Annotated in this window: 19 protein-coding genes; 8 read left to right on the top strand and 11 right to left on the bottom strand. The window is 41.5% G+C overall.

The genetic code is table 11. The annotated features are described in order from the left end of the window. The first annotated feature begins 171 nt into the window (after positions 1 to 171). Positions 172 to 3,423, top strand: a complete 3,252-nt coding sequence (locus tag ABJF57_RS01395) for a WD40/YVTN/BNR-like repeat-containing protein (RefSeq protein WP_462232001.1) — start codon at positions 172 to 174, stop codon at positions 3,421 to 3,423. 86 nt (positions 3,424 to 3,509) lie between these two features. Here ABJF57_RS01395 and ABJF57_RS01390 read toward each other — a convergent pair whose 3' ends face one another. The 10 genes from ABJF57_RS01390 to ABJF57_RS01345 all read right to left on the bottom strand — a co-directional run bounded on the left by ABJF57_RS01390 (position 3,510) and on the right by ABJF57_RS01345 (position 15,101). Next, positions 3,510 to 4,391: a DUF2911 domain-containing protein gene (locus tag ABJF57_RS01390; protein WP_462232003.1), complete on the bottom strand. Its 882-nt coding sequence runs from the start codon at positions 4,389 to 4,391 to the stop codon at positions 3,510 to 3,512. A 71-nt stretch (positions 4,392 to 4,462) separates the two neighbouring features. Further along, positions 4,463 to 5,497, bottom strand: a complete 1,035-nt coding sequence (locus ABJF57_RS01385) for a helix-turn-helix domain-containing protein (RefSeq protein WP_462232005.1) — start codon at positions 5,495 to 5,497, stop codon at positions 4,463 to 4,465. A gap of 90 nt (positions 5,498 to 5,587) precedes the next feature. Next, positions 5,588 to 6,556 (bottom strand): aminodeoxychorismate synthase component I, encoded by a 969-nt coding sequence (locus tag ABJF57_RS01380; protein WP_462232007.1) that lies wholly within the window; start codon positions 6,554 to 6,556, stop codon positions 5,588 to 5,590. Further along, positions 6,522 to 6,851, bottom strand: a complete 330-nt coding sequence (locus tag ABJF57_RS01375; RefSeq protein WP_462232009.1) for a DUF6787 family protein — start codon at positions 6,849 to 6,851, stop codon at positions 6,522 to 6,524. The genes ABJF57_RS01380 and ABJF57_RS01375 overlap by 35 nt, the downstream gene beginning before the upstream one ends. Then, positions 6,838 to 7,521, bottom strand: a complete 684-nt coding sequence (locus ABJF57_RS01370; RefSeq protein ID WP_462232012.1) for an RluA family pseudouridine synthase — start codon at positions 7,519 to 7,521, stop codon at positions 6,838 to 6,840. Before ABJF57_RS01370 ends, ABJF57_RS01375 begins: the two co-directional genes overlap by 14 nt. Positions 7,522 to 7,575: 54 nt before the next feature. Next, complete coding sequence (locus tag ABJF57_RS01365) at positions 7,576 to 8,478, bottom strand: PorP/SprF family type IX secretion system membrane protein (protein WP_462232014.1); 903 nt, start codon at positions 8,476 to 8,478, stop codon at positions 7,576 to 7,578. Positions 8,479 to 8,482: 4 nt separating this feature from the next. Beyond that, positions 8,483 to 9,619 (bottom strand): gliding motility-associated C-terminal domain-containing protein, encoded by a 1,137-nt coding sequence (locus ABJF57_RS01360; protein WP_462232016.1) that lies wholly within the window; start codon positions 9,617 to 9,619, stop codon positions 8,483 to 8,485. Between the two features lie 9 nt (positions 9,620 to 9,628). Then, the gene (locus ABJF57_RS01355; RefSeq protein WP_462235999.1) at positions 9,629 to 12,409 is read right to left on the bottom strand and encodes a beta strand repeat-containing protein; all 2,781 of its coding nucleotides are present in this window, start codon (positions 12,407 to 12,409) and stop codon (positions 9,629 to 9,631) included. A 98-nt stretch (positions 12,410 to 12,507) separates the two neighbouring features. Further along, complete coding sequence (locus ABJF57_RS01350) at positions 12,508 to 13,200, bottom strand: LytR/AlgR family response regulator transcription factor (protein ID WP_462235232.1); 693 nt, start codon at positions 13,198 to 13,200, stop codon at positions 12,508 to 12,510. After that, on the bottom strand, positions 13,200 to 15,101 hold the full coding sequence (locus tag ABJF57_RS01345) for a sensor histidine kinase (protein WP_462235234.1): 1,902 nt from the start codon (positions 15,099 to 15,101) through the stop codon (positions 13,200 to 13,202). Before ABJF57_RS01345 ends, ABJF57_RS01350 begins: the two co-directional genes overlap by 1 nt. 85 nt (positions 15,102 to 15,186) lie before the next feature. On the opposite strand from ABJF57_RS01345, the gene ABJF57_RS01340 reads away from it, so the two are divergent. Then, positions 15,187 to 15,336: a hypothetical protein gene (locus ABJF57_RS01340; protein ID WP_462235235.1), complete on the top strand. Its 150-nt coding sequence runs from the start codon at positions 15,187 to 15,189 to the stop codon at positions 15,334 to 15,336. Positions 15,337 to 15,374: 38 nt separating this feature from the next. On the opposite strand, the gene ABJF57_RS01335 is transcribed toward ABJF57_RS01340, so the two are convergent. Continuing rightward, positions 15,375 to 16,955, bottom strand: coding sequence for a peptide chain release factor 3 (locus ABJF57_RS01335; protein WP_462235237.1), 1,581 nt, complete (start codon positions 16,953 to 16,955; stop codon positions 15,375 to 15,377). Between the two features lie 116 nt (positions 16,956 to 17,071). On the opposite strand from ABJF57_RS01335, the gene ABJF57_RS01330 reads away from it, so the two are divergent. The 6 genes from ABJF57_RS01330 (at position 17,072) to ABJF57_RS01305 (ending at position 23,942) form a co-directional block, all read left to right on the top strand. Then, positions 17,072 to 18,676: a class I SAM-dependent methyltransferase gene (locus ABJF57_RS01330; RefSeq protein WP_462235238.1), complete on the top strand. Its 1,605-nt coding sequence runs from the start codon at positions 17,072 to 17,074 to the stop codon at positions 18,674 to 18,676. 3 nt (positions 18,677 to 18,679) lie between these two features. Continuing rightward, complete coding sequence (locus tag ABJF57_RS01325; RefSeq protein WP_462235240.1) at positions 18,680 to 18,874, top strand: hypothetical protein; 195 nt, start codon at positions 18,680 to 18,682, stop codon at positions 18,872 to 18,874. A gap of 382 nt (positions 18,875 to 19,256) precedes the next feature. After that, on the top strand, positions 19,257 to 21,188 hold the full coding sequence (dnaK, locus tag ABJF57_RS01320; protein WP_462235242.1) for a molecular chaperone DnaK: 1,932 nt from the start codon (positions 19,257 to 19,259) through the stop codon (positions 21,186 to 21,188). Positions 21,189 to 21,341: 153 nt separating this feature from the next. Further along, a complete protein-coding gene (locus tag ABJF57_RS01315; RefSeq protein ID WP_462235244.1) occupies positions 21,342 to 21,500 on the top strand; it encodes a hypothetical protein in 159 nt (52 codons plus the stop codon). 356 nt (positions 21,501 to 21,856) lie between these two features. After that, positions 21,857 to 22,561, top strand: a complete 705-nt coding sequence (locus tag ABJF57_RS01310; protein ID WP_462235246.1) for a hypothetical protein — start codon at positions 21,857 to 21,859, stop codon at positions 22,559 to 22,561. 28 nt (positions 22,562 to 22,589) lie between these two features. Further along, complete coding sequence (locus ABJF57_RS01305) at positions 22,590 to 23,942, top strand: amidohydrolase family protein (protein ID WP_462235248.1); 1,353 nt, start codon at positions 22,590 to 22,592, stop codon at positions 23,940 to 23,942. Positions 23,943 to 23,959 lie beyond the last annotated feature (17 nt).

Here is a 23,959-nt window from a genome sequence, read left to right as displayed (position 1 = left end):
CGCAAATTTACCAAGAAAAGACTGATAGTCAATGAGCTACGTCTCGAGAAAGCCGGATTTAAACGATAAATGACGTTTAGTACTAAAACCGCCTGTCACATTGTCTTTCATTATGAATTGACGCATACATTTCTTTCATTAACTTAGAAAAAACCTTAACCGTAATTACGTATGAAACGCTCTTTTCTCACTCATTTAAGCATATGCCTAATGCTCATTGCTGTGCATGTAGATGCACAACGAAGAAATTCCAATAGCACAGTGAAGCCGCTTGATGGCGAGCTGTTTTCCAATTTCAAGTTCAGAAATATAGGGCCAGCATTCATGTCAGGACGTATCGCAGATCTTGCGATTGATCCAACAAATGAAAATGTGTGGTATGTGGCAGTAGGCTCAGGAGGGGTGTGGAAGACAAAAAACGCAGGAACCACCTTTGAGCCCATCTTTGACGATCAATCAGTGTATTCGATCGGATGTGTCACCCTGGATCCCAATAATCCATATGTCGTTTGGGTTGGCACAGGGGAAAATGTAGGAGGCAGACATGCTGGTTTTGGAGATGGTGTTTACCGAAGCACAGATGGAGGTGCTAGCTGGACAAATATGGGGTTGAAAAATTCTGAACATATATCCAAAATCATTGTACACCCAGATGATTCGAACATAATCATGGTAGCCTCGCAGGGCCCACTTTGGAGCCCTGGTGGAGAAAGAGGTTTCTTTAAATCTACGGATGGTGGTAAGTCATGGAAGAAGACCTTGGGTGATGATCAGTTCACAGGAGTGACTGATATGGTTTCCGATCCAAGAAACCCAGATAGAGTTTACGCAGTGACTTGGGAGCATCACAGAACCATCGCTGCCTGGATGGGTGGAGGCGAGAAGTCTCGGCTGTATGTAAGTGACGATGCAGGAGATACCTGGACGCAATTAAAGACAGGCCTTCCTGAAGGAAAATGGGGTAAAACTGGTCTCGCGATTTCACCCATCAATCCAGATGTATTGTATGCGGCGATTGAACTGAATCGAACTTCAGGTGGAGTGTGGCGATCCGATAATCGTGGAGGTAGCTGGAAAAAGATGTCTGATGCTGTATCAGGTGCCACAGGCCCTCACTACTATCAGGAAATATACGCCTCTCCTCACAAATTTGATCGGCTCTATATGATGAACAACAGGTTGATGAAATCGGAGGACGGTGGAAAGACCTTCGAAAATATGGACGAGACAGCAAAGCATGGAGATAACCATGCAATTGCATTCAAAAATTCTGACCCTAACTATGTGTTAGTTGGAACAGATGGTGGAGTCTATGAGAGTTTTGATTTAGGTGCCAGCTGGAGGTTTATGGAGAATTTACCGCTTACGCAGTTTTACAAAGTAGCCGTGGATGACGCTGAACCATTTTACAATGTGTATGGTGGAACTCAGGACAATAGCACAGAAGGCGGGCCATCGAGAACCGACAACCATCATGGCATTAGAAATGCAGATTGGAAGGTGGTACTTAATTGGGATGGACATCAACCAGCTACTGAGCCAGGAAACCCTGACATCATGTATGGCCAACGCCAACAAGGGACTCTCTCAAGAATAGACCTTGCCACTGGTGAAGTGACAGATGTAATGCCACAACCAGGTGCCGACGAAGACTATGAGCGATACAATTGGGATGCTCCTATTTTAGTTTCTCCTCACGATCCTGCCACCATTTATCATGGTTCGCAAAGGTTGTGGAAGTCAACCAACAGAGGAGATAGCTGGACAGCGTTGTCTGGTGATTTAACCAGAGATCAGGAGCGCGTGGCACTTCCCATCATGGGACGCACGCAAAGTTGGGATTCACCTTGGGACGTTGGCGCCATGTCCAACTTCAATACGATCACATCTATTGCCGTCTCACCTCAAAATGAGCAAGTCATCTTTATTGGAACAGATGATGGGCTGATTCAGGTCACCGAAAACGAAGGTCAATCATGGAAGAAGATTGAAGTTAGTGCCATGGGAGTACCCTCCAAATGCTATGTGAATGATGTAAAAGCTGACCTGTTCGATGAGAATACACTCTATGTAGCGCTGGATAATCACAAAGAAGGAGACTACCGACCTTACCTGGTAAAAAGTACAGATAAGGGAGCAAGCTGGACCCGTATTGAAAACGGATTTGGAGCAAAGAACTTGGTGTGGCGAATCGTGCAAGATCACGTGAACAAAGATCTGATGTTTGCAGCAACTGAGTTTGGAGTTTACTTAACTGTGGATGGCGCTAAGAGCTGGACGAAACTGTCAGCAGGCATTCCTACCATTTCCTTTAGAGATCTTGCCATCCAGCGGAGAGAAAATGATCTGGTTGCTGCTTCTTTTGGTAGGGGCTTCTATGTATTAGACGATTACTCGGCGCTGCGGAATGTCAACAAAAATCAAATCGGCGAAGCAGCATCTCTGTTTAAGCCAAGAAAAGCATGGTGGTACATCGAGCGTTCGACAATGGATTTTGATGATGCCCGAGGCTCGCAAGGCTCGCAATTGTATCTAGCTCCCAATCCGGACTTTGGTGCGGTATTTACCTATTACTTGAAGGAAAAACTGGTAAGTCTGGAAGATCAACGCCAAGCCAGTGAAAAAGGCAAAAGTGGAAATATTCCTTTTCCTGGATGGGATGCACTGGAAAATGAGACCCGCGAAATAGCCCCATTTGTTTATGTGGAAATCAAAGATCAGCAAGGTAATGTGGTGAATCGTGTGCAAGCTTCCAATAAGAAAGGGTTTAACCGGGTAGCCTGGAACCTGAGAGTAGGAGGCACTGAGGCGCTTACATTGAATGGAAGCACGCAGGAACTCAACGGTCTATTGTGCGGGCCTGGCATGTACACTGCTACGCTTAATAAGTACGAGCGAGGGGCATTCTCACAGATGGCTGGCCCGGTAGATGTGGAAGTAGCACCGTTGCGCGAAGGAACATTAGCAGGCAGTCCGATGAATGAAGTCGTTACTTTTTGGAGATCATATGAAGACCTGGGACGAGATGTTGGCGCCACAGCAATTCAACTATCGAATGCGCGCAAAACAGCGGATAAACTATTGGTAGCAGCTAGAAAAGCGAATGTTGGAAATGATGTGTTGAGTGAAATTGTTGCAGCAAAAATGGAGCTTGATAAGCTTGATACAGAATTGAACGGACACCCGGCCAAAAATCAGATTGGTGAGCGAAGCAAGCCCAACATTGGAGGTCGCTTGTTTGCTTTGAATCGAGGCATTTCAATGTCTACTTATGGACCAACGGAAACACACAAGGCAACTATGCAGATCATCACAGATCAACTTGGAGCAATAAATACTAAGCTTCAGGCACAGCAAACGAAAGTGTCTAATCTGGCGGATAGAGTCAAAACTGCCGGAGGTTCATGGGTTGAAGGACAATAATTAAGAAGTCATTGCAAGAAGAGAATGTGAAGTATTCCAAAATGATTAGTTTCTTCCTTTTCTTGCAATGACTTGATTTAAATGGTTCACAGCTTTTTACTGTATTCTTCGATTTGTTTTTCATACCTCCAGATCCATTCTTTGTTTTTTCCCGTCTTCATGAATATAGCTAAACCTTGTTTGGAGGCCTCCAATGCCTCGCTATACCTTTTAAGCTTAGCTAAGATCTCCGCTTTATAGAGAGGGAAATAGCTCACCAATTCGAGTTCAATTGCCTTATTGATCCAAGTCAATGCTTTTTCTAGGTCGTAATCATTTTCTAGGTAATACATAGCTGAACGCAGATAATCGTAGGCAACGATTGTTGGCCGATCCCTGTCTAAGGGTAGGGCTAGGACACTATCAATCTGGGAAATTATCTCTTGATCCTGAGATTCCCAATCAATCTCAAGTTTAATTGGAACTTGAAAATTCCCCCATTCTAAATCAATAAAGCCTCCTAACTGTGTGAGATCCCTAAAGGAGAACAGCATGCTTTCAATATTGTTGGAGGAAGTTGTCGGCGTTACCTTAAACCTGACAACATCCAAGCTATCTTTATATCCATAATGTCCCCACAGTGTTGTGTCACTATTAATGACAATTGTCCAGCTGTCTTTATCCGGTATTGTATACAGTGCATACTTACCTTTTTTCAGCAAGTTACCTTCAAGAAAGACATCCTTCGAAAACTGGATTTTGGTATTGGCGTTTGCTCCAGTTCTCCAGATTTTTCCATAGGGAATCATCTCACCAAATAGATTTCTTCCCCCTATATTGGGTCTTGAATACTCAATTGAGATTTCGGTAAAACCAATATGTTGCTCAACCTTAGCATACTTACTTGGTTCTGGTAATTTGACTAGAATCTGAGCAGTAGCCGTGAAGATGAAAATACAAAATACGCAGGGTAGAAATAGTCTTTTCATAATTTATTATGTTTTCATCTAATGTACGTTGAGCACTGACGTGACAGATGAAATCTCTTATGAAAACGAGTTCAGAATGGCCGCAAAGAACTTGATTGCTTATACTTTGCCGGAGTGACCCCAGCCATTTTCTTAAAGGCCTGATAGAAAGTAGCCTTCGATCGAAAGCCAGATTCTTGAGCGATTCCAAGCAAGCTAAAATGACTGAATTTAGGGTCATCAATCTTTCTCTTGACTTCCTCAACGCGATACTTATTTATCAAATCATGAAATGTGGTATTCAGTCCATACTTAATAAGCGAAGATATTTTATGACGACTTATACCTGTTGTATTTACAAGGTCTATGATTGATACCTCGGGATTAAGGTAGAGTTCGAGGTTTTCTATTTTTTCTTTCAGCAAACTCAAATCTTTTTGATCAACCTTCATTGTATCGCTTATTCGCCTTGTGAATGATTCATGTTTTTTTTTGGAATCTTTTATTCTTATGAAGCTCATTCGATACAATAGGCCAGTCAACACAAGATATGGTAGAGTGGCTGGGTGCAATCCTAGTATTTGGTGTTGCAGGTAGGAAAAGCCGTAAATAAATGAAGGTATTAGCAGTAACGGAAGCGCGAATGAATAGGTATGTATTGAAGAACTATTGCTTTCAATTAATGATCTTTTGGTCACAAATACGATCGTTAAAAGAGAAATTCCATATCCAATGCCAGAGTAAAGAGTAGCATACGAGTAGCAAATTGGTAGTTTGAAATGTGGATAGAGAACGTGAGCTAGGTAAGCTGCAAACGGAATTACGTGTAGTAAGTGGAGCGGATTTAATTTGAAGTCTTTCTTTATTTTCCGAAGGCTATACAATAAAAGCGAAGGACCGACTAAAAGGAGTAGAATAAGACTCAGGTTGTTGAAGATGTTTAAATCATTAGACTTTAAAAGAGGACGGAATGGATAGATGAAAAGCCTAATTGATAGAGCCAAAAAGGCGAAGAAAAATAAAAGGTCAGTATTTCTATTCTTTGAATGATAGAGCGAGCTAAAAGCTAAGATGAGACCTTGAGCAGCACCTATGATAATAAAAACCTGAATTAAACTAAGCTCCATATTCGTAATGAATTTAAGATACGCACTTTTAATTCATTGGTTTTCAATTGTGGAAGAATAGACACTTCTAAATGCCAATGCTGATTCTTTTCAGATAGCTAAATAAACCTTATCTACCATCTCCTGGTATTCTTTTTCGGCTTTACTGAAGGAGGTAATACCACCACCGCTACAGTAGAATAGCCGATCAGATTCATTCTTGATGAATCGAATCATGACCCCCGTGTCGAGTGATTCACCATCAAAATGTCCGCAAACACCGGTGTAAAAACCTCGATCATAGTTTTCAACTTGCTGAATGATCTTGACGGTTTCGGGTTTTGGAGCCCCTGAAATAGAACCAGCGGGCAGTAGTTTAGAAAGAATGGTACCCAGGCGCTTTTTCCAATCCTGATGCAATGCGCCCTTTACTTCTGAGCTCACCTGCAAGAGTTTCTTATCATTCGTTTCCAGCACATCTATGTATCTAAACCTTGTCACGGCTACCTGTTCCGCAATTTGACTCAAGTCATTTCGGATCAAATCCACGATCGTGACATGCTCCGCTCTCTCTTTGGCATCTTCAAGAATAGTAGCTTCTGCGTTCGGAAATTTCCCATCAATCGTTCCTTTCATAGGGTAGGAATAGATATAATTACCCTTGATCTTGACAAATGTTTCTGGTGAGAAAACCACAAACTGCCCGGGTACGAATACCTTATATTTTGCAGATGAGTAGTGAAAAATTTCTTCGAGCGAGAGATTGGTTTCAATCGGAGTTTCGAAGGTCAAGTTCGTTAGGAATGAATTACCAATATTGATCTGATGGATAACCTTATCGAACGCAGATTTGAAATCTTGAAAGGATGTTGGATTTTTCTTGAAGCTTACTTTTTTTGGTTTGAAGCTGAAAGCTTGATCCTCTTCGTTTATCGTTAATTGAAACGATTGCCTCGAAGTTTCAGATCTATTTTCTTCAATGCACCATTTCTCCCCCAAAAAATCACAGTAAAATGAAAATGGGCTGCCCGATGCTCCAAGGGTATTAAGCTTCGCTATTGCTTGATTCTTCGTCAGCATTGATTTTTATCCCAAAACGCCTCAGCATTTTTTGTTCGTATCTCCAAAAGAAAGCAAACTGCCGAAACATAAATCCATAGAAAAGAAGAATGATATTGTAAAATGGAAGGATCAATACCCAATACGCTATTTGAAACCATAACGGTCGGACACCGTCTTCAAAGAGTAGATTGATTAAGGGCTTCTTTATGAATACCACAGTGGTTCCCGTGCAAGCAAAAACCAACATGATGATTGCAAATTGCCAGTTACTCTCAAGATTCCACTTTGTTTTTAGTCGCTCAATCCAACTCATTGATGAATGCCTGGAAGTCAGGCCAATTTGGTTTAGAAATTACTTTTACTGGTTCCTTTTTTACCGGGTGTTCAAACTCCAATTTATAGGCGTATAGGTCAATGCTTTTATCCAGATTTGCTTTGGAATTGCCATACTTTAAATCACCGCGGATTGAGGTTTTGTTCTCTCGCATCTGTATGCGAATTTGATGAGGTCTGCCGGTTTCCGGCATCACTTCCAACAGCGAGATTTTGCTATGAGTGGCAATCATACGATAGGAAAGAATAGCCTCTTTCGCATTGCCTTTTTGTTTGGTATAAACGTGCGCTTTATTCTTTTGAAAATCCTTGTCAAGCCAGTGTTTCAATACTTTTTCTGAATCTTCAGGTACACCTTCCACGATGGCGAGATAGCTTTTCTTGATTGTACGCTCACGGAAGAGTTTGTTCATTCGCTCCAGCGCCTTTGAAGTTCTGGCGAAGATTACGAGCCCACCTACCGGCCGATCAAGTCGGTGGCACGGCTGGCAAAAAACATTGCCTGGCTTATTGTATTTTCTGCGGATGTATTCGGTAGCCCAGCCTGTCAAAGTGCCGTCACCGGTCTCATCTCCCTGCACCAACCATCCAGTTGGTTTCTCTACAATCAACAAATGATTGTCTTCATATATAATATTAGGCTTTGCCATGCGGCCGCAAAATTAAGGGATTGAATCATGCCATGCATAGCTTATTGAAAAAGCTTAAAAGAATGTTGGTTCCTGCTTATCATAACCGTAGCGGACATTATAGCTTAGGGATACTTCGTGTGTGCCGTAGTTGCCATGAATCAAATTGTTAGCCGGTAGCTCAAAAGAATATCCCAGCTTTATGGTTTCATTAATTTCAAAAATCCCCAAGACTCCAAAATGTTTTAAGTCTCTAACAGAAATCCCCGCCCACATAACATCGTCAAGAAAAGCACTTAAAGTAATATCGAAGGAATATGTCTCTCCAGCCATCGAGCGAATTAGCGTAGTAGCTTTCACCGGTGTTTTCTGAATTTCAGCGGCTACACCGGCAGAAAAGTAATAATGCCTTTTGTATCGCTCGGATTGAGTAGATCCATCCGTGACTGACACGTTCAGAATTCGCGGTACCGAAGCCCCAATGAAAAAATTCGGATTTAATAGCATGAAGCCAACACCAAAATTTGGTTTTAGAATGTTGTCATGACCATTGAGTAGTTCCGGATCATCAAAAAAATCAAGGTTGACTTTGTTGAAGTCATATCCAAATTGCACAAACCCGCCTTGAATTCCCATGGCAAGTTGCGTTGACCGGTTAAACTTGATGTTGTAAGATGAGGCGAATTGCACTTCGTAATTGTTACTAACTCCAAAACGATCATTTAAGATCAATGCACCCAATCCGATTTTACCATCTGCAAGTGCAGATTGAGCCGTGATGGTATTTGTTCTGGGTGATCCCTCAATACCAGCCCATTGAAATCTGCTTATGACCCCTACAGACAACCGATTGTAAATGCCTGCATAAGCAGGATTGATCATCAATTGATTGAATTGGTATTGACTGTAAAGTGGATCTTGCTGACCAGATGATGCCAATGAAATGCAAGTAAATAGCATAAGTAATCCTTTTTTCATGCCATCAGTTTTTAACGTAAATAAATCCGGCCTCTCGTTTGCTCTCTGTAAGTTTGACCGTGTAGTAGTAGCTACCTGTTTGCAGCACTCCTCTGGAACCGACGTTTGAGCTACCTCGAAACACTCGATCGGTGTTATTGTATCCTTGCATTTCAAAGATTTTCACTCCTTGTCGATCAAAAATTTCTACTAGATTATTTTTATACGACTCGATGTTTTCAATGCGCAGGAAATCATGTTTGCCGTCCTGAAGAGATGTAACAACATTGATAACTGTAATTGGCGGGGCAACTAAGCTTTCCTTGCCTAATACATAGTAACCGGGCAGGATGGAGGCGGAAGTAGAGATGAATCCCGATTCCAGTGATCCATCAATAGCAGGAGTTCCTATGATACTCAGTGGATTTTCCAGGTCATTGGTGAATCCAATAGTTGCTTCTTCAGCATTGTCTATGAAGTTTTGACCCGATAGTGGTAGACGTATTGACTCAGCCATGAAAGACGCACCGCCAATCACCTCCCAGTGCCTATTTTGAGAGATTGCGTCCAATCCCGAAGAAATGCTAGCAGTTAAAGGTGAACTGTATGCTTTCACTCCAACAGAATCAGATGCTTGGATATTAGAAAGCGAAACGGGCAGGTATTCGCTCTCGGTTCCTATAGGAAAAGTAAAGTCCCCGGAAGTGGTGGCAAACAGAGCTCCTTCGATATATGAGTTTTCATTTCCTCCATTAATGATCGCATTTTCCAATAGAAGAATTTTAGTATCTGGAGTTAGGGAAACGATACCATTGACCAAATCCAATGAATTAGATATAATCAAATCGTTAATAATGGCAATTCCAGTAGAGTTGATGGACAAATTGCCATATGTAGAAGCTCCAGGATCGAAAATTTGATTAGCGCCAGAAAGCGTGAAGGTGCCGGAGACCGAGTGGTAGTCACCGTCGTTGCTCCAGTTTCCGGATAGTCTTAAACCACCTTCGTTGAGGATCGTTCCACTGTTGAGTAAGTCACCTTGAACAGTCATGGAGACTCCATCTGTCATTGTGATGGTTTCACCGGAGTTGGTAACGAGATTTTGAGCGATTGCTTGCGAGCCAATTTCGCAAAGAAGAAAGATCAAACTGATTTTTTTCATATCTTTTGCTTAATTGAATCGCTTGGCACAGAAGAAAAAATTAGATACATCAGGAGCCGCTATTGTTTGGATAGGTTGAGCTTCATTTCCGCCAAGAGTAGTATTGGATAGGGCAATGCCGATCTCGTCACCCGCTTTTAACTGCAAGTCCACAGAAAAGGAAATCGAGCTTTGAATGGTGTTAGGAGCGTAAACTTTTGAAAGTAAAATATTGGAACCGGCATCCCGTATGACAATTTGCACCAATCCCGAAGGAACATTCGAGAAAATCATTAACCCTCCGAAGTTATAGAGCCCATCTTCAGGCACTGTAAAAACCCCTGATGATGCGTCGTAAGATCCATCAATATCATATGCCTCTGTCTCAAAGGTGAGATTGGTAACTCCCACAGGGATATTGCCTGCTTTCATGGTTGCTTTAAAGGCTGAAGGCGAGAACGTTCTGCTATCTAATTCAGCGTCTGTGGCGAAGGTTCCTCCTATATTAACGCTTCTAGTTCCCCCTCCATCGGTAACTCGGATAGATGTACCCGACAAGCTCATTCCTGAATTGTATTCATTAGAGGAGCTGTTGTCATTATCTGCTACACTGAAAGATCCACCACCGTTAGATAGCGTTACTGTTGTCCCGGTTTTAGAAACAGTCTGAAATTCATTTGAATCATCTGCATCTCCATCATTCACATTCAGATTAAGTGTAGATCCACTAGATAATGTGATGTTTCCGGCTGTTCCATTGGTGCTGATATTCTGAATTTCGTTGGAGGTGCTGTTGTCATTATCAGCCACACTGAAAGACCCACCACCGTCGGAGAGCGTTACAGTTGTTCCGGTTTTAGAAACAGTCTGAAATTCATTTGAATCATCTGCGTCTCCATCATTCACATTGAGATTGAGTGTAGATCCACTAGATAATGTGATGTTTCCGGCTGTTCCATTGGTGCTGATATTCTGAATTTCGTTGGAGGTGCTGTTGTCATTATCTGCTACACTGAAAGACCCACCACCGTCGGAGAGTGTTACTGTTGTTCCGGTTTTAGAAACAGTCTGAAATTCATTTGAATCATCTGCATCTGCATCATTCACATTCAGATTGAGTGTAGACCCACTAGATAATGTGATGTTTCCAGATGTTCCATTGGTGCTAATGTCCTGGATTTCGTTTGAAGCGCTTTTATCTCCGTCTGCAGCATCACTTGATGCTAATTCAGCATCTGTAGCAAATGTTCCTCCAATGTTTACGCTTTGCGTACTGTTCGCATCTGACACACTAATAGTCGTGCCAGATAGACTCATTCCGGTATTTACTTCATTCGTAGTGCTGCCATCAACTTCGGCAAGCAAGTACCCATTATTGTTGGCATAACCATCTACAACGGCCTCTGAAAGTTGAGTGTCAATGCTTGAAATATCGATGGTGTTTCCCCCAGTAATTGAAAGGTTGGATCCGGAAAGACCAAGTGTTTGATTGTCGGTATTGGTGCCAGAAAATGGAGATAGATCGATCGTCTCTGAGCTATTCGAGAGAGAAAGCGTACTTCCTGACAAGGATAAATCCTGGAACTCATTGGTATTGTCTGCATCTGTATCATCCACGTTAAGATTCAATGTGGCTCCACTTGATAATGAGATGTTCCCTGCACTTCCGTTTGTGCTAATGTCTTGTATTTCGTTTGATGTACTGCTATCATCATCGTCAACGCTAAATGAACCACCGCTATTGGAAAGGGTTACCGTATTTCCTGTTTTAGAGATGGTCTGAAATTCGTTAGTATCGTCTGCATCTGCATCATCCACGTTAAGGTTCAATGTGGCCCCACTTGATAATGAAATGTTCCCAGCACTTCCGTTTGTACTAATATCTTGTATTTCGTTTGAAGCATCTTTATCATCATCTGCAGCATCGCTCGCGGCTAGTTCTGAATCTGTAGCAAACGTTCCGTCGATGTTGACACCTTGTGTGCTGTTTGCGTCCGTTACCTGGATAGTTGTACCGGAAAGACTCATTCCCGTATTTACTTCGTTGGTAGTGCTGCCGTCAACTTCAACCAATAAGTAACCATTGTTATTGGCAAAAACGTCAACTTCTGCTTCTGTGAGGACTGTGTTGACACCAGAGATATCAATTGTGTTTCCTCCCGAAATCGTAAGATTGCTACCAGTTAAACTCATCGTTTGGTTATCTGTATTAGTGCCGGAAAAAGGAGAGAGATCAACCCCAACAGTACTACTTGTAAGAGATAGTGTGTTTCCAGAAAGAGTAAGGTCTTGAATCTCATTGGAAGAGTCAGCATCTGCATCATCTGCGCTCTTGATATAACCCAATGCTTCAATGTCAGTATCTGATAGTTGCGTATCATTATCACCATCAGATAAGCCGGTTGGGATGTTTGAAAGACTCGTAAAGTCAATATTTGCCCAAAGCGCATTTGTACCATCTGTGGTTAGATATTTATTGCTTTGTCCGGTTTGATCTGGTAAAGACTCCAGATTACCGGAAGCCATTTCTACCCACTGATCCGTCATCCAGAAGTAGAATTTATTTTCTTCCTCGTCAAACACTAGCAACCCATTATCAGTAGGAGACAGATTGTTGGTAAATGTGGAAGCTGTTCGTGCAGAAGTATTCATGCGCGGGACTAGCAACCCTTGGTCACCATTGGGAGCGACGAGCTCAAGGATGGCATTTGCGTTAGGTGTTTCAGTCCCAATTCCAACTGACTGAGCAAACGTGGTGACGGACAGCAATAGCAATGCTATTGCTGAAAATCGGATGATTTGGTGTTTCATTTCTAAGAACTTGTTAGAGAATATATAACCAAATTATCCAATTAAAAATTGGATAAATAATATTATGAGTGAACAACCAAAATTGTGAGTGAACGACGCTAAAGGATTGAAATTCGAGCTTGAAATTCAGATTTATAGGATCTTCCAATTGGAATTTTGTCTTCTCCCAAAAAAATATAGCCACCCTTGATCATAGATATCTGGTCTATACGAGCTGCAAATGATTTATGAGTTCTCACAAAACTGGATTCGGGCAATTTTGACAAGATAGATTTAAGTGTTTGGCTCATAATAACCTCTTTATTTGAGCAAACAATTTTAGTATAATTGTCTTGAGCTTCAAGAAATTTGATATCTGTAAGTACCAACTGAGTAGTACCATTTTTTTCTCGAATGTATATGGTTGATTCTTCTTTTTGCTGATCAGATTTGTAGAGAGCCATTTCTACATTGATTTTGATATCAAACTCGTTGAAAGGTTTCAATAGATAGGCTAACGGGTTTGTGACCTTGGCACGATCGACTGTTTCAGCGTTGTAATAAGATGTAATGAAAATAAACGGGGCATGGTTAATTCTGTTGATCTCTTGTGCTAGATCTATGCCATCTTTTTCACTTGATAGATTCACATCCAACAGGATCAGGTCATATGAATTGGATTCAATTAGGCTGAGTCCATCCTCGTAGTTCATGGCAAGCTCGACAGATTGAATTCCTAAGTCTCCCAAGATGAAACTGAGGTCCTTAGCAATCAAAGGCTCGTCTTCGACTATAAGTACCCTTTTATTCATTAGACCAATTTATACTTACTGATGTTGAGTGTAACTGTGGTGCCATTAGTAGAATCAACTTGTAAAGTTGCTTTTAGTTTCATCGCTAGCGATTCAATCAGTACCATCCCAAAAGATTTGTCTGAAGCGTGGAGTTCGGATCCGACCCCATTATCACTGATTTCAAGTTTCAATTCATTTGCTTCCTCCTTTAAACCAACTTTAATCAACCCTTCTTCTGCGTCAGGAAATGCATGTTTTAAGGAATTGCATATGAGTTCATTAAGTATGAGTCCTATAGGAATTATTGTGTCCACATCAATGAGTAGATCATCAATTTCATATTCAAAATCGATATTAGGTCCTGTTGTATATGATTGTTTTAGTATTTCGGATAAGTCTTCGATGTATTCTTTGGCATGAACCCCGGATAGGTTGTTTTCCTGATAGAGTTTTTGATGTATTAAAGCCATGGATTCCACTCGGGTTTGACCCTCATTTACCGCACCGAGTGCTTTCTCATCCGTAATAAAACGTGATTGCATGCTGAGCAGACTTGATACCACTTGAAGATTATTTTTTACGCGATGATGAATCTCCTTGAGCAGTGTTTCTTTCTCGGCAAGCGATTTCGATATCACATCCTTTTGTCCTTTAACTTTTTTATAAAGCCTGAAAATGAAGAATGACAAAACAGTGAAGGTGAAGAGACCAACAAGACTTCCGTAAATAATGATTCTTGATCTTTTAGCTCGCTGAGTGGCTATCTCATTTTCCTGGCTTAGTATTTTAATTTCTGCGTCTTGTTCTTTCTTTTTGAATTGAGCATCTTTTTCAGCGATAACTTGAATAGATGACTCATTGTAAATGCTATCGCTGATTGTTTTGTAGGCTTTATAGTTAGCCAGTGATTTTGAAAAATTATGCTGCCTTTCATAAGCAAGTGATAACAATCTGTGTGCTTCACTTTCCTGATTTAATGAATTGTGTTCTTCATAACTTAACACATCTTCAAGATGGCCAATAGCTTCTGTAAACCTGCCAAGCTTAATCAAGACTTCTCCAGTGCTAAGCCTGGACTCGCAGAGGTTGTAGGTGCTGCTTAAGTCTTTCCGAATTTCCAAAGCCATCAAATGACTTTCGTATGCTTCTTCCAATCTTCCTTGCTCTTGCCTCAACAGTCCCATGAAATCATAGTGAAATCCCATTTCTCTGAGCGTGGGAAAAACCTTGTTCAGGCCCTTTTGTGCTTGAAGGTGCTTCTCAGCCATCTCATAGTTACCTAATACTATATACACATAACCAAGATTAGCATTTGCACCGGCCATACCCATACTGTCATTGATGATGGTAAATTCCTGAAGTGTAAGCATGTATCTTTCTTTTCCCTTGTCTATTTGATCGAGATTCAGATAAAGGCCAGCCAATCGGCTATTTATGCTTGCTTTTTCTTTAGGTGTACCTATTTCGCCGTAGAGTGCAGCGCTCTCTAATAAATATTTTTGCGCTAAAACATTGTTGCCCAAGAAGGTATTTATGGTGCCAATTTTTGTGCCCGATCTGGCAATTTCTTCTCTACTTTCTGTCCTAACAAAGAAGTCATAATTCCTTTGGTAGTATTCGAGCGATGTAGCGTAGTTGCCTTGCCATCGGTGACTGGCAGCATAGATGTAGTTTAATCTTGCCCATTCCAAACTATCTTCCGGAGTGCCTGCCATGCCGGCTACTTCATCAGCATAAAGCTCCGCTTGTTCAGGGTTTAGCTGAACGAGATATTCGCCGAGTTGTAACTTCACCTCCTTTTGAATTGCTACATCGGTCACATCAGCCAATACTGACAATAAGCTGTCTTGGTAATTCTGGGCATGAGAAGTTTTGATAAAAACTGCCAGCAGGCAACTCAAAACAAGAAGTCTCTTCATTTTGGTGGATTGATTTAGGTAGTAATCTACTGAACATCCTCAGGTTAAAAAAGTATATTACTAGCGTATAAAAGAGAATCTCACTATGAAAAAATTGATCAAATGCGCATTCGCAATTGCCTTGCTTTCAACAGCTTTGTATTCTTGCGAAACCACTTCTTCTGTGGATGAAATAACAATAGAAGATGAAAAATCGCATGGTAACGATGCAGTCGTACGGAAAAAGCCAGGATAATATGTGCTAATTCTGCCTTACCGGTATTGATCAGCTAATTAGAATTCACTGATGAAGTGAAATTCTATGTCTGGGAAATTGTCCTGAACCATCTGTAACCAGGCTTTGGATTCTGCCATGAACACCAGCTTGCCTTCCTTGTCTTTGGCAATGTGTCTTTGTTTGTCTTTGATAAATGCGTCCAGCTTTGAATTATCAGCGGAGCTGATCCAGCAGGCCTTGTAGATGCCTACAGGCTCAAATTTGGCATTGGCGCTGTATTCATTCAAGAGTCGATGTTGTAAGACTTCAAACTGAAGTGCTCCTACAGTCCCTACTACTTTCCTGGAACCCAACTCAAACGTGAAGAGCTGTGCTAAACCTTCATCCATCAGCTGGTTCAACCCTTTGTCCAGTTGCTTCGATTTCATGGCATCCATATTGATTACTTCACGGAACATCTCAGGAGAGAATGACGGAATGCCTTTATAAAGGCCTTTTTCACCTTCACTGAGCGTGTCACCGATTTTGAGATTGCCTGTATCGTACAAGCCAACGATATCTCCAGGAAATGCTTCTTCTACCGTTTCCTTTTGCTGAGCCATAAAAGCAGTTGCGTTTGAGAAACGGATCTTCTTGTCATCCCTCACGTGATAGTAGTTGCTGCCTCTTTCAAACTTCCCTGAGCATACCCGAACAAACGCAATTCTGTTTCGGTGCTTCGGATCCATGTTTGCATGAATCTTAAAGATGAACCCCGAGAATTTCTTTTCATTGGGTGTGATTTCACGCTCCTCTGTTTCACGTGGTTTAGGTGGTGGTGCTATTTGTGTAAAGCAGTCAAGCAGCTCGCGAACACCAAAGTTGTTTACAGCACTCCCAAAGAATACCGGAGCAACTTCGCCATTCAAATAGGTTTCTTCGTTTAGTTCATCATAAACCCCATTTACTAATTCGATTTCTTCGCGCAATTCTTTGACTAAAGATTCAGGTAGCCGTTTATCTAGCTCAGGGTCATCTACACCTTTAATTTCTACCACATCGTCCACCCGCTTTTGCTTATTGGGCTCGTACAAGTTGACGTTATTTTCATAAATGTTATAAACACCACGAAGCGTTTTTCCCATGCCTATTGGCCAACTCATGGGGCGGACCTTGATGTTCAGTTTTTCTTCAATTTCATCCAGCAGTGTAAATGCGTCTTGTCCCTCACGATCCAGCTTATTGATGAAGCAGATTACAGGGGTATTCCGCATCCGACAAACTTCCATAAGCTTTTCTGTTTGCTCTTCCACACCTTTCACACAGTCAATCACCATGATTACACTATCCACAGCGGTAAGCGTTCGGTACGTGTCTTCAGCAAAGTCTTTGTGACCTGGAGTATCCAAAATGTTGATCTTAAGGTCTTTGTATTCAAACCCCATTACAGATGTAGCTACCGAGATACCTCTTTGTTTTTCAATGTCCATCCAATCTGAGCGTGTGCCCATATCTATCTTATTGGACTTCACCGCTCCAGCTGTTTGGATAGCGCCTCCAAACAAAAGAAGTTTCTCTGTGAGGGTCGTCTTTCCCGCATCGGGGTGGGCGATGATTCCAAAAGTCCTGCGTCTACCTATTTCCTGCTCCAGTGTCATGATCGATCAAATTAATCCGCAAAATTAGCCAATAGGATGGAGCATCGCATCACATCCAATAATATTGACTCATATGAGTAATAATTAAGATAAATTTCAAGACTGAAACTTCATTCATGAAAGCAATTAAACAAAGAAATGCAGCCTATAGAAGTGAGCTTTTTCGTCACCTTGATGGGATAGCGATCGCTCCTGTAGCTTATGCTTTATACGCCAAAGGTGTTTTCGAGATTCTTTTAGCCAAAAAGTCCACCTTGCTTACGGAGTTGGCTGAGTCAATCCAAGCAAATCCAGGATATCTGAATGTAGCGCTTCGTTTATTGGCAGCTCAAGGATGGATTGATTATCATGTTGATAATTCTGAGAGAAAAGTGACAGTAAGTGTTAATTCAGTTAGTGAGATAGCTTTTGCTAATGCAATTCATTACAAGGCGGTTGTCGATTTAATGAAATTTTCAGCGGACTTTCATCCTAGAAAATTTGAAAAAGAGCCATTTGAGTTTTGGAATCGCATTGCTAAAAAATTCTGCAGTGGGTATTTCGAGCTTTCAACAAATAAAGTCGAGCTGCAAATTCAGGAACAAATTTTAAAGCACATTGAAGGGGTACTGGTAGGACCAAGCACCGTACAGCTAGGCATGGGTGGGATGTTTCATAAGTACTTCATGGAAATGTCATTCAGCCCCTCAGAATATCATCAAGACCCTGAGAGTTTTGAACACATACTTGATTTCTTCACGCATTTGGGATGGTTTGAGAAAAAGACCAGTACATACAAGTTCACAGAAAAGGGCTTGTTTTTTGCGAAGCGATCTTCCGCCTACGGAGTGACGGTTTCCTACATTCCAACCTTTAGAAACCTTGACGAACTGATTTTTGGAAATCCAGAAATATTGAAAGTCGAAGAGGGAGAAAAAGAAAAAGGAGTAGATCGTGAAATGAATGTTTGGGGAAGTGGTGGAGCTCATGTGGCTTATTTTGAAAAGGTGGATGACATTATTATCGATTTGTTTAACAGGCCAATTAGTGAACAACCAAAGGGCATCTTAGATATGGGCTGTGGGAATGGTGCATTCCTGATTCACATCTTCGATGTTGTCTTTCATCAGACGAAGCGCGGTAAGATATTGGAAGAGCATCCGCTCTTTTTAGTGGGTGCAGACTACAATGAAGCGGCTTTGAAAGTGACACGAGGCAACTTGATCAATGCAGATGTATGGGCAAAAGTAGTTTGGGGAGACATTGGAGATCCGAAACGATTGGATGACGACCTAAAGGAGAACTATGAGATGGGGCTTGGGGACTTGCTCAATGTGCGCACATTCCTGGATCACAATAGAATGTGGGAAGATGTTGATGAATCAATTAGCCAAACGAGTATTTCATCTGGGGCATTTTCATCAAAAGGTAGATTTCTCAGTAATAATGAAGTCGAGGCAAATCTGAAAAGCCACCTAAGCAAATGGAAGCCTTATATTAATAAATTCGGATTGGTCATCATTGAACTGCATGGATTAGATCCTGCGTTGACTGCTGCAAACTTGGGGAAAACTGCAAATACTGCCTATGAGGCTACCCATGGATTTTCTGATCAATACATTTTAGAAATCGATAGCTTTGACAAAGTGGTAGCAGAGGTTGGACTTGCCATTGATGAAAAACATAGATCAAAATTTCCAAACTCTGAATTGGCTACAGTAAGCATCAACTACTTAAAGTAAGACATGAGAAAATCCTCCCGATACATCCTCTACCTTGTGCTTGGATTCATCATCTATCAGATCATTGATTCAGGTGAAACCGGACTTACTCATCAGGATGCAAGAAATACTCTGATTGTAGCCATTCTTGTGGTCTTTATTCTGCTCTTAGTTATTCGTGTGATCAAGAACAGGTATGATGATGGAAATGGTGAATGATTATGAGATTCCTGAATTCCGCTATGCTTCATCAGGAATGACGTTAAAAAGAAATGGGATTCCTGGACCCTTCCTTCGTCAGTCTCAGGTATGATATTAACAACGCTAACAGATGGGACGAAGCGAATCCCTAGACACTTAGACCTGATAGAGGCAGTATCCTACCCTGTGAAGGCGGACAGAAAAAGCTAAAACAGGAATATCTTGAGCGATGAAAAACTGCCATTTCTCTCCGAAAAAGATTGGTATCCGTCCATTTTGTCAATAAATAATAGAAGGCTACCTGATGGTCATGTCAATGTGTCACAATTTTTCCTTTGGCACATCCATTGATAAATGAAAGGTGAAACTTGAATTAACGAACAATAGATAAATCATAGAAATGGGAAAAATCATAGGTATCGACTTGGGTACTACCAACTCTTGCGTCTCAGTAATGGAGGGTAATGAGCCGGTAGTGATTCAGAATAGTGAGGGAAGAAGGACAACTCCATCTATCGTAGCGTTTCTCGATGATGGAAAAGGAGAAAGAAAAGTAGGTGATTCTGCCAAAAGACAGGCGATCACTAATCCGCAGAATACGGTAAGCTCGGTGAAGCGATTCATGGGTAAGAAATATTCTGAGGTGAAAGCGGAGATGAAGAATGTGTCGTACGGACTGGAGTCTGGTAGTAACGACACGGTGCGAGTGAAGATCGGTGACCGAGCATATACGCCACAGGAGATTTCTGCAATGATCCTCCAGAAAATGAAATCAACAGCTGAAGACTTTCTTGGACAGGAAGTGAAAGAGGCTGTAGTTACTGTGCCTGCATACTTCAATGATGCAGAGCGTCAGGCTACCAAAGAAGCTGGACAGATCGCAGGATTGGATGTGAAACGAATCATCAACGAACCGACTGCTGCAGCTTTGGCATACGGGCTTGACAAGAAGGATCAAGACATGAAGATCGCAGTGTATGACCTTGGTGGTGGTACGTTCGACATCTCAATTTTGGAGCTAGGTGAAGGTGTATTTGAGGTGAAATCTACTAACGGAGATGTACACCTTGGTGGTGACGACTTTGACGGTGTGATCATGAACTGGTTGGCAGAGGAGTTTTTGAGTGATGAGAACATTGATCTAAGAAAAGACCCGATGGCACTTCAGCGATTGAAAGAGGCTGCTGAAAAAGCTAAGATCGAGCTTTCAAGCTCTTCTGAAACAGAAATCAACTTGCCATACATCATGCCCGTAGACGGTGTGCCAAAACACTTGGTAAGAAAACTGACGCGTGCGAAGTTTGAGCAGCTTGCCGATGACTTGGTGAGAAGATCTATGAAGCCAGTAGAGGCGGCATTGAAAGATGCAGGTCTTTCTACTTCAGAAATAGATGAAGTAATCTTGGTAGGTGGTTCTACTCGAATCCCTAAAATCCAGGAAGAAGTGGAGAAGTTCTTCGGTAAGAAGCCTTCGAAAGGTGTGAATCCGGATGAGGTTGTTGCGATTGGAGCGGCAATTCAAGGCGGTGTATTGACTGGTGAAGTGAAGGATGTACTCCTTCTTGACGTAACTCCACTATCTCTAGGTATCGAAACCATGGGTGGTGTGTCTACCAAATTGATCGAGTCTAACACGACAATCCCTACGAAGAAGTCAGAGACGTTTTCTACCGCAGCGGACAATCAGCCTTCCGTGGAGATACATGTACTTCAGGGTGAACGACCAATGGCGAAAGACAATAAGTCACTTGGAAAATTCCATTTGGATGGTATCCCACCTGCACCAAGAGGAGTGCCTCAAGTGGAAGTGATCTTCGATATTGATGCAAACGGAATCTTGAATGTGAGTGCAAAAGACAAAGGCACTGGCAAGGAGCAAAAAATCAGAATCGAGGCATCTTCAGGATTGACCGATGAGGAAATCGAGAAAATGAAGCAAGAGGCTGAAGCAAATGCTGAAGCGGATAAGGAAGCAAAAGAAAAAGTGGAGAAAGTGAATCAGGCGGACTCCATGATCTTCCAGACTGAGAAGCAACTGAAGGAATTTGGCGAGAAGCTTTCTGAGGGCAATAAGACGGCAATCGAAGGTGCATTGACAAAGCTGAAAGAGGCACATACTAAGCAAGACCTTGCTGAGATTGATGCAGCCCTTGAAGCGATGAACAATGCTTGGCAAGCGGCCTCTCAAGAGATGTATGCTGCTCAGCAGGAAGCCGGAGGTGCGGATGCTGGCGCGCCAGGTGCTGATCCAGGTGCGGGTGCTTCAGAAAATGGTTCTGCAGACGATGTGTCTGACGTAGAATTCGAAGAGGTAGAAGAGGATAAGAAGTGATAAGCTGCAAGCTTTAAGCAATAAGTAGCAAGTTTCAAGTCTACCCTAGATATAGATTATACCCTTCTCGAGCAATCGGGGAGGGTTTTTTATTGGGGGTAGGGTAAAAAATGACTTCAGCGTTTTAATAGTGTAATCACTTAATACACAGCTATGAAAATCTATTTGTGGTACGATGAGGTCAAAAAAAAATATGTAATTGGAAGATACGAGGAGCTTCGATTCCCTATTGAAGAGGCATTATATGCGTGTGATCCTGAAGATTTTTCTGCTACAAAAAAAATTGCCTGGAATCTGAATAAGATCAGGTAATACTTAAGTTCCAATATTTGGGTAGTGATAGCCCTCTCCGAAAAGTCGGTGAGGGTTTTTTTAATCCATCATGGAGCAGAAGCATTTTGAGCTTCGCATGATTAAGATTTCTGCAACTCTTCATAGCCCGAGTTACATTAGAGCTAATCTTTGATACATTTCTTTTAGTCTTAGCGGTGTCGATCATCGAGCTTTGTTGGCTAACATTCACCAAATTAAAGTTGACATGGCGGCATTCAAAGTACTCTTCGCCTCATCACTACTTATCACTATTTTTTGTATAAAAGCGTATTGGCAGGACATATGTGATCAAGTGACAATGGTTTCTACTACTTTAATTATTCAATAGACCTAAAATGGACAAATTCAAGAATCTTCATTTGTGGATGATCATCCCTTTTGTCTTGATGCAGAGTGGTTTCATTGATAGTTACTGGATGACCTGGACAAGCGAAGACTGGTCAACTCATATTCATGCTTTCAGTGCGATGTTTTGGTATATTTTATTGATGATTCAGCCATACTTGGCTACTCACGGTAATATTCAAGCTCATCGAACTTGGGGAATGATTGGATTTTTCGTGGCGGGAGCTGCGGTCTTCAGCGCTATATCTTTTCTATGGCAGGATGTTCATTTTGGAGATATTGGAGGCTTTGGTGAACCATTTACTGCTGATTTTTTCTATGGTATTGTCTTGGTAGAATTAATGATGATGACAGCTTTTGCTGTAGCTGTGATAATGGCAATTGTCCATCGAAAACGCACTGATGATCATGCTTTATGGCTTATTTCTACGATTTTCTACATCATGATGCCTGGGTTAGGAAGAGGACTAGAATTCCTGATGTTTACATTTTATGGTCCTTATGCATTGCTCGCGCTATCCATTTGCTCCGTAATGATCATTGTCACCTTACTGATAATAGGTTGGCGATTTAAAAAAATCACCCATCCTGCTATTCTATTAGGAATTGCTGTGAATATACCTACTTTTTTTGTGTATTGGATTGGACAACAAGCATGGTATGTGGAATGGATTCAGGAATTTATGAAGTATTAGCATAAACGAAAAAAAGCAAAATAATCTTATGAAAACAATCTATTTTCTAAGCTTTATGATCCTATTTTCTTGTGGTAGTACCAAGGAAAAATATGACCTCATCATCACCAATGTCAATCTCATAGACGGAACTGGGGCGCCTATTCAGCCAGGAGTAAATGTACATGTGAAGGATCGTTTGATTGCTAAGATTGACATTGGTGAAATCAGTCAAACTGTGAACATAGTGGATGGGACAGGAAAATTTCTAATTCCGGGACTGTTTGATGGCCATGCTCATACCTCCGACTACTCGAGGGATTTCCCTAAGCTTATGCATTACGGAATTACATCAATTTTCACTCCTGGTGGGAGCACATGCACCAATAAATTTTATGCCGAAATGCGAGCAGTCGGCAATCAGGATTCCATACCGGCGCCCCGAGTTTTTCATACAAGTCAGCATCTTACAATGGAGGGACGGCACCCGGTAAGAACGTATGCGAGTAGTAATTGGAGAGAAAACGAAACGGTCTTTTTCCTAAAGGATACTGCGCAAATTTCGCGACTCGTAAAGCAGATGGCACGATATCCGATATTGGGAATTAAGTTGACCATTGAGGATGGCCCTTCGCCACCATTTGTACAGCGAATACCACAAGAATTTGTTGACAAGACGGTGGTAGAAGCCGCAAAATACGGATTGGAAGTATTTGCCCACACCAGTGATAATGAAGAGTTTTTAATGGCCGCAAAAGCCGGAGCTCAAAACTTAGTTCACTTTGTTGGAACAGATATAGACTGGGAAAATCCGGAACATCTGGAGGCCGTCGAAACCTTGATGAGAAACGATGCATCAATTGTGACTACACTAATGATAGATAAATCATTTCTATACCCATTGCATCCTGAGTGGGTAAATGAACCTTTGCTAAATGAAGTTTATCCCAAAGAAGAAATATTGCAACTTTTCACACCACAAGCAATAGCCAAAGCAGAACGGATGGAAGAACTCACTCTGCTGGAGTACAATCTAGATCAAGCTACACTTGATGCTATTTATCAGCCTAAAATAGATGATATCATTCGATTACTTGAAATGAATATAAATATGGTGCTGGGGACAGACACAGGAAATGATTATAATTTTCATGGCTATAGTCTTCATGAAGAAATGCGAATTCTTCAATCAGGCGGAATCCAACCTATAGACATAATAAAAATGGGAACAATGAATGCTTCAATTATGGTTCACGGTCAGGACAGCCTAGGTAGTATTGAGACAGGCAAGCTTGCTGATATGATTTTGTTGGATGCAAATCCTTTGGAGGACATTGCGAATGTAAGTGTCATTAACACTATATATAAAGGAGGTAGGGTGCAAAAAAGGATTAGTCACTGATGTTTTATCACATTGGA

This window comes from Ekhidna sp., from assembly GCF_039940915.1.
Classification (GTDB): Bacteria; Bacteroidota; Bacteroidia; order Cytophagales; family Cyclobacteriaceae; genus Ekhidna.
Note: the sequence above shows the minus strand (reverse complement) of the source record. Positions and strands in the feature narration are given on the sequence as shown.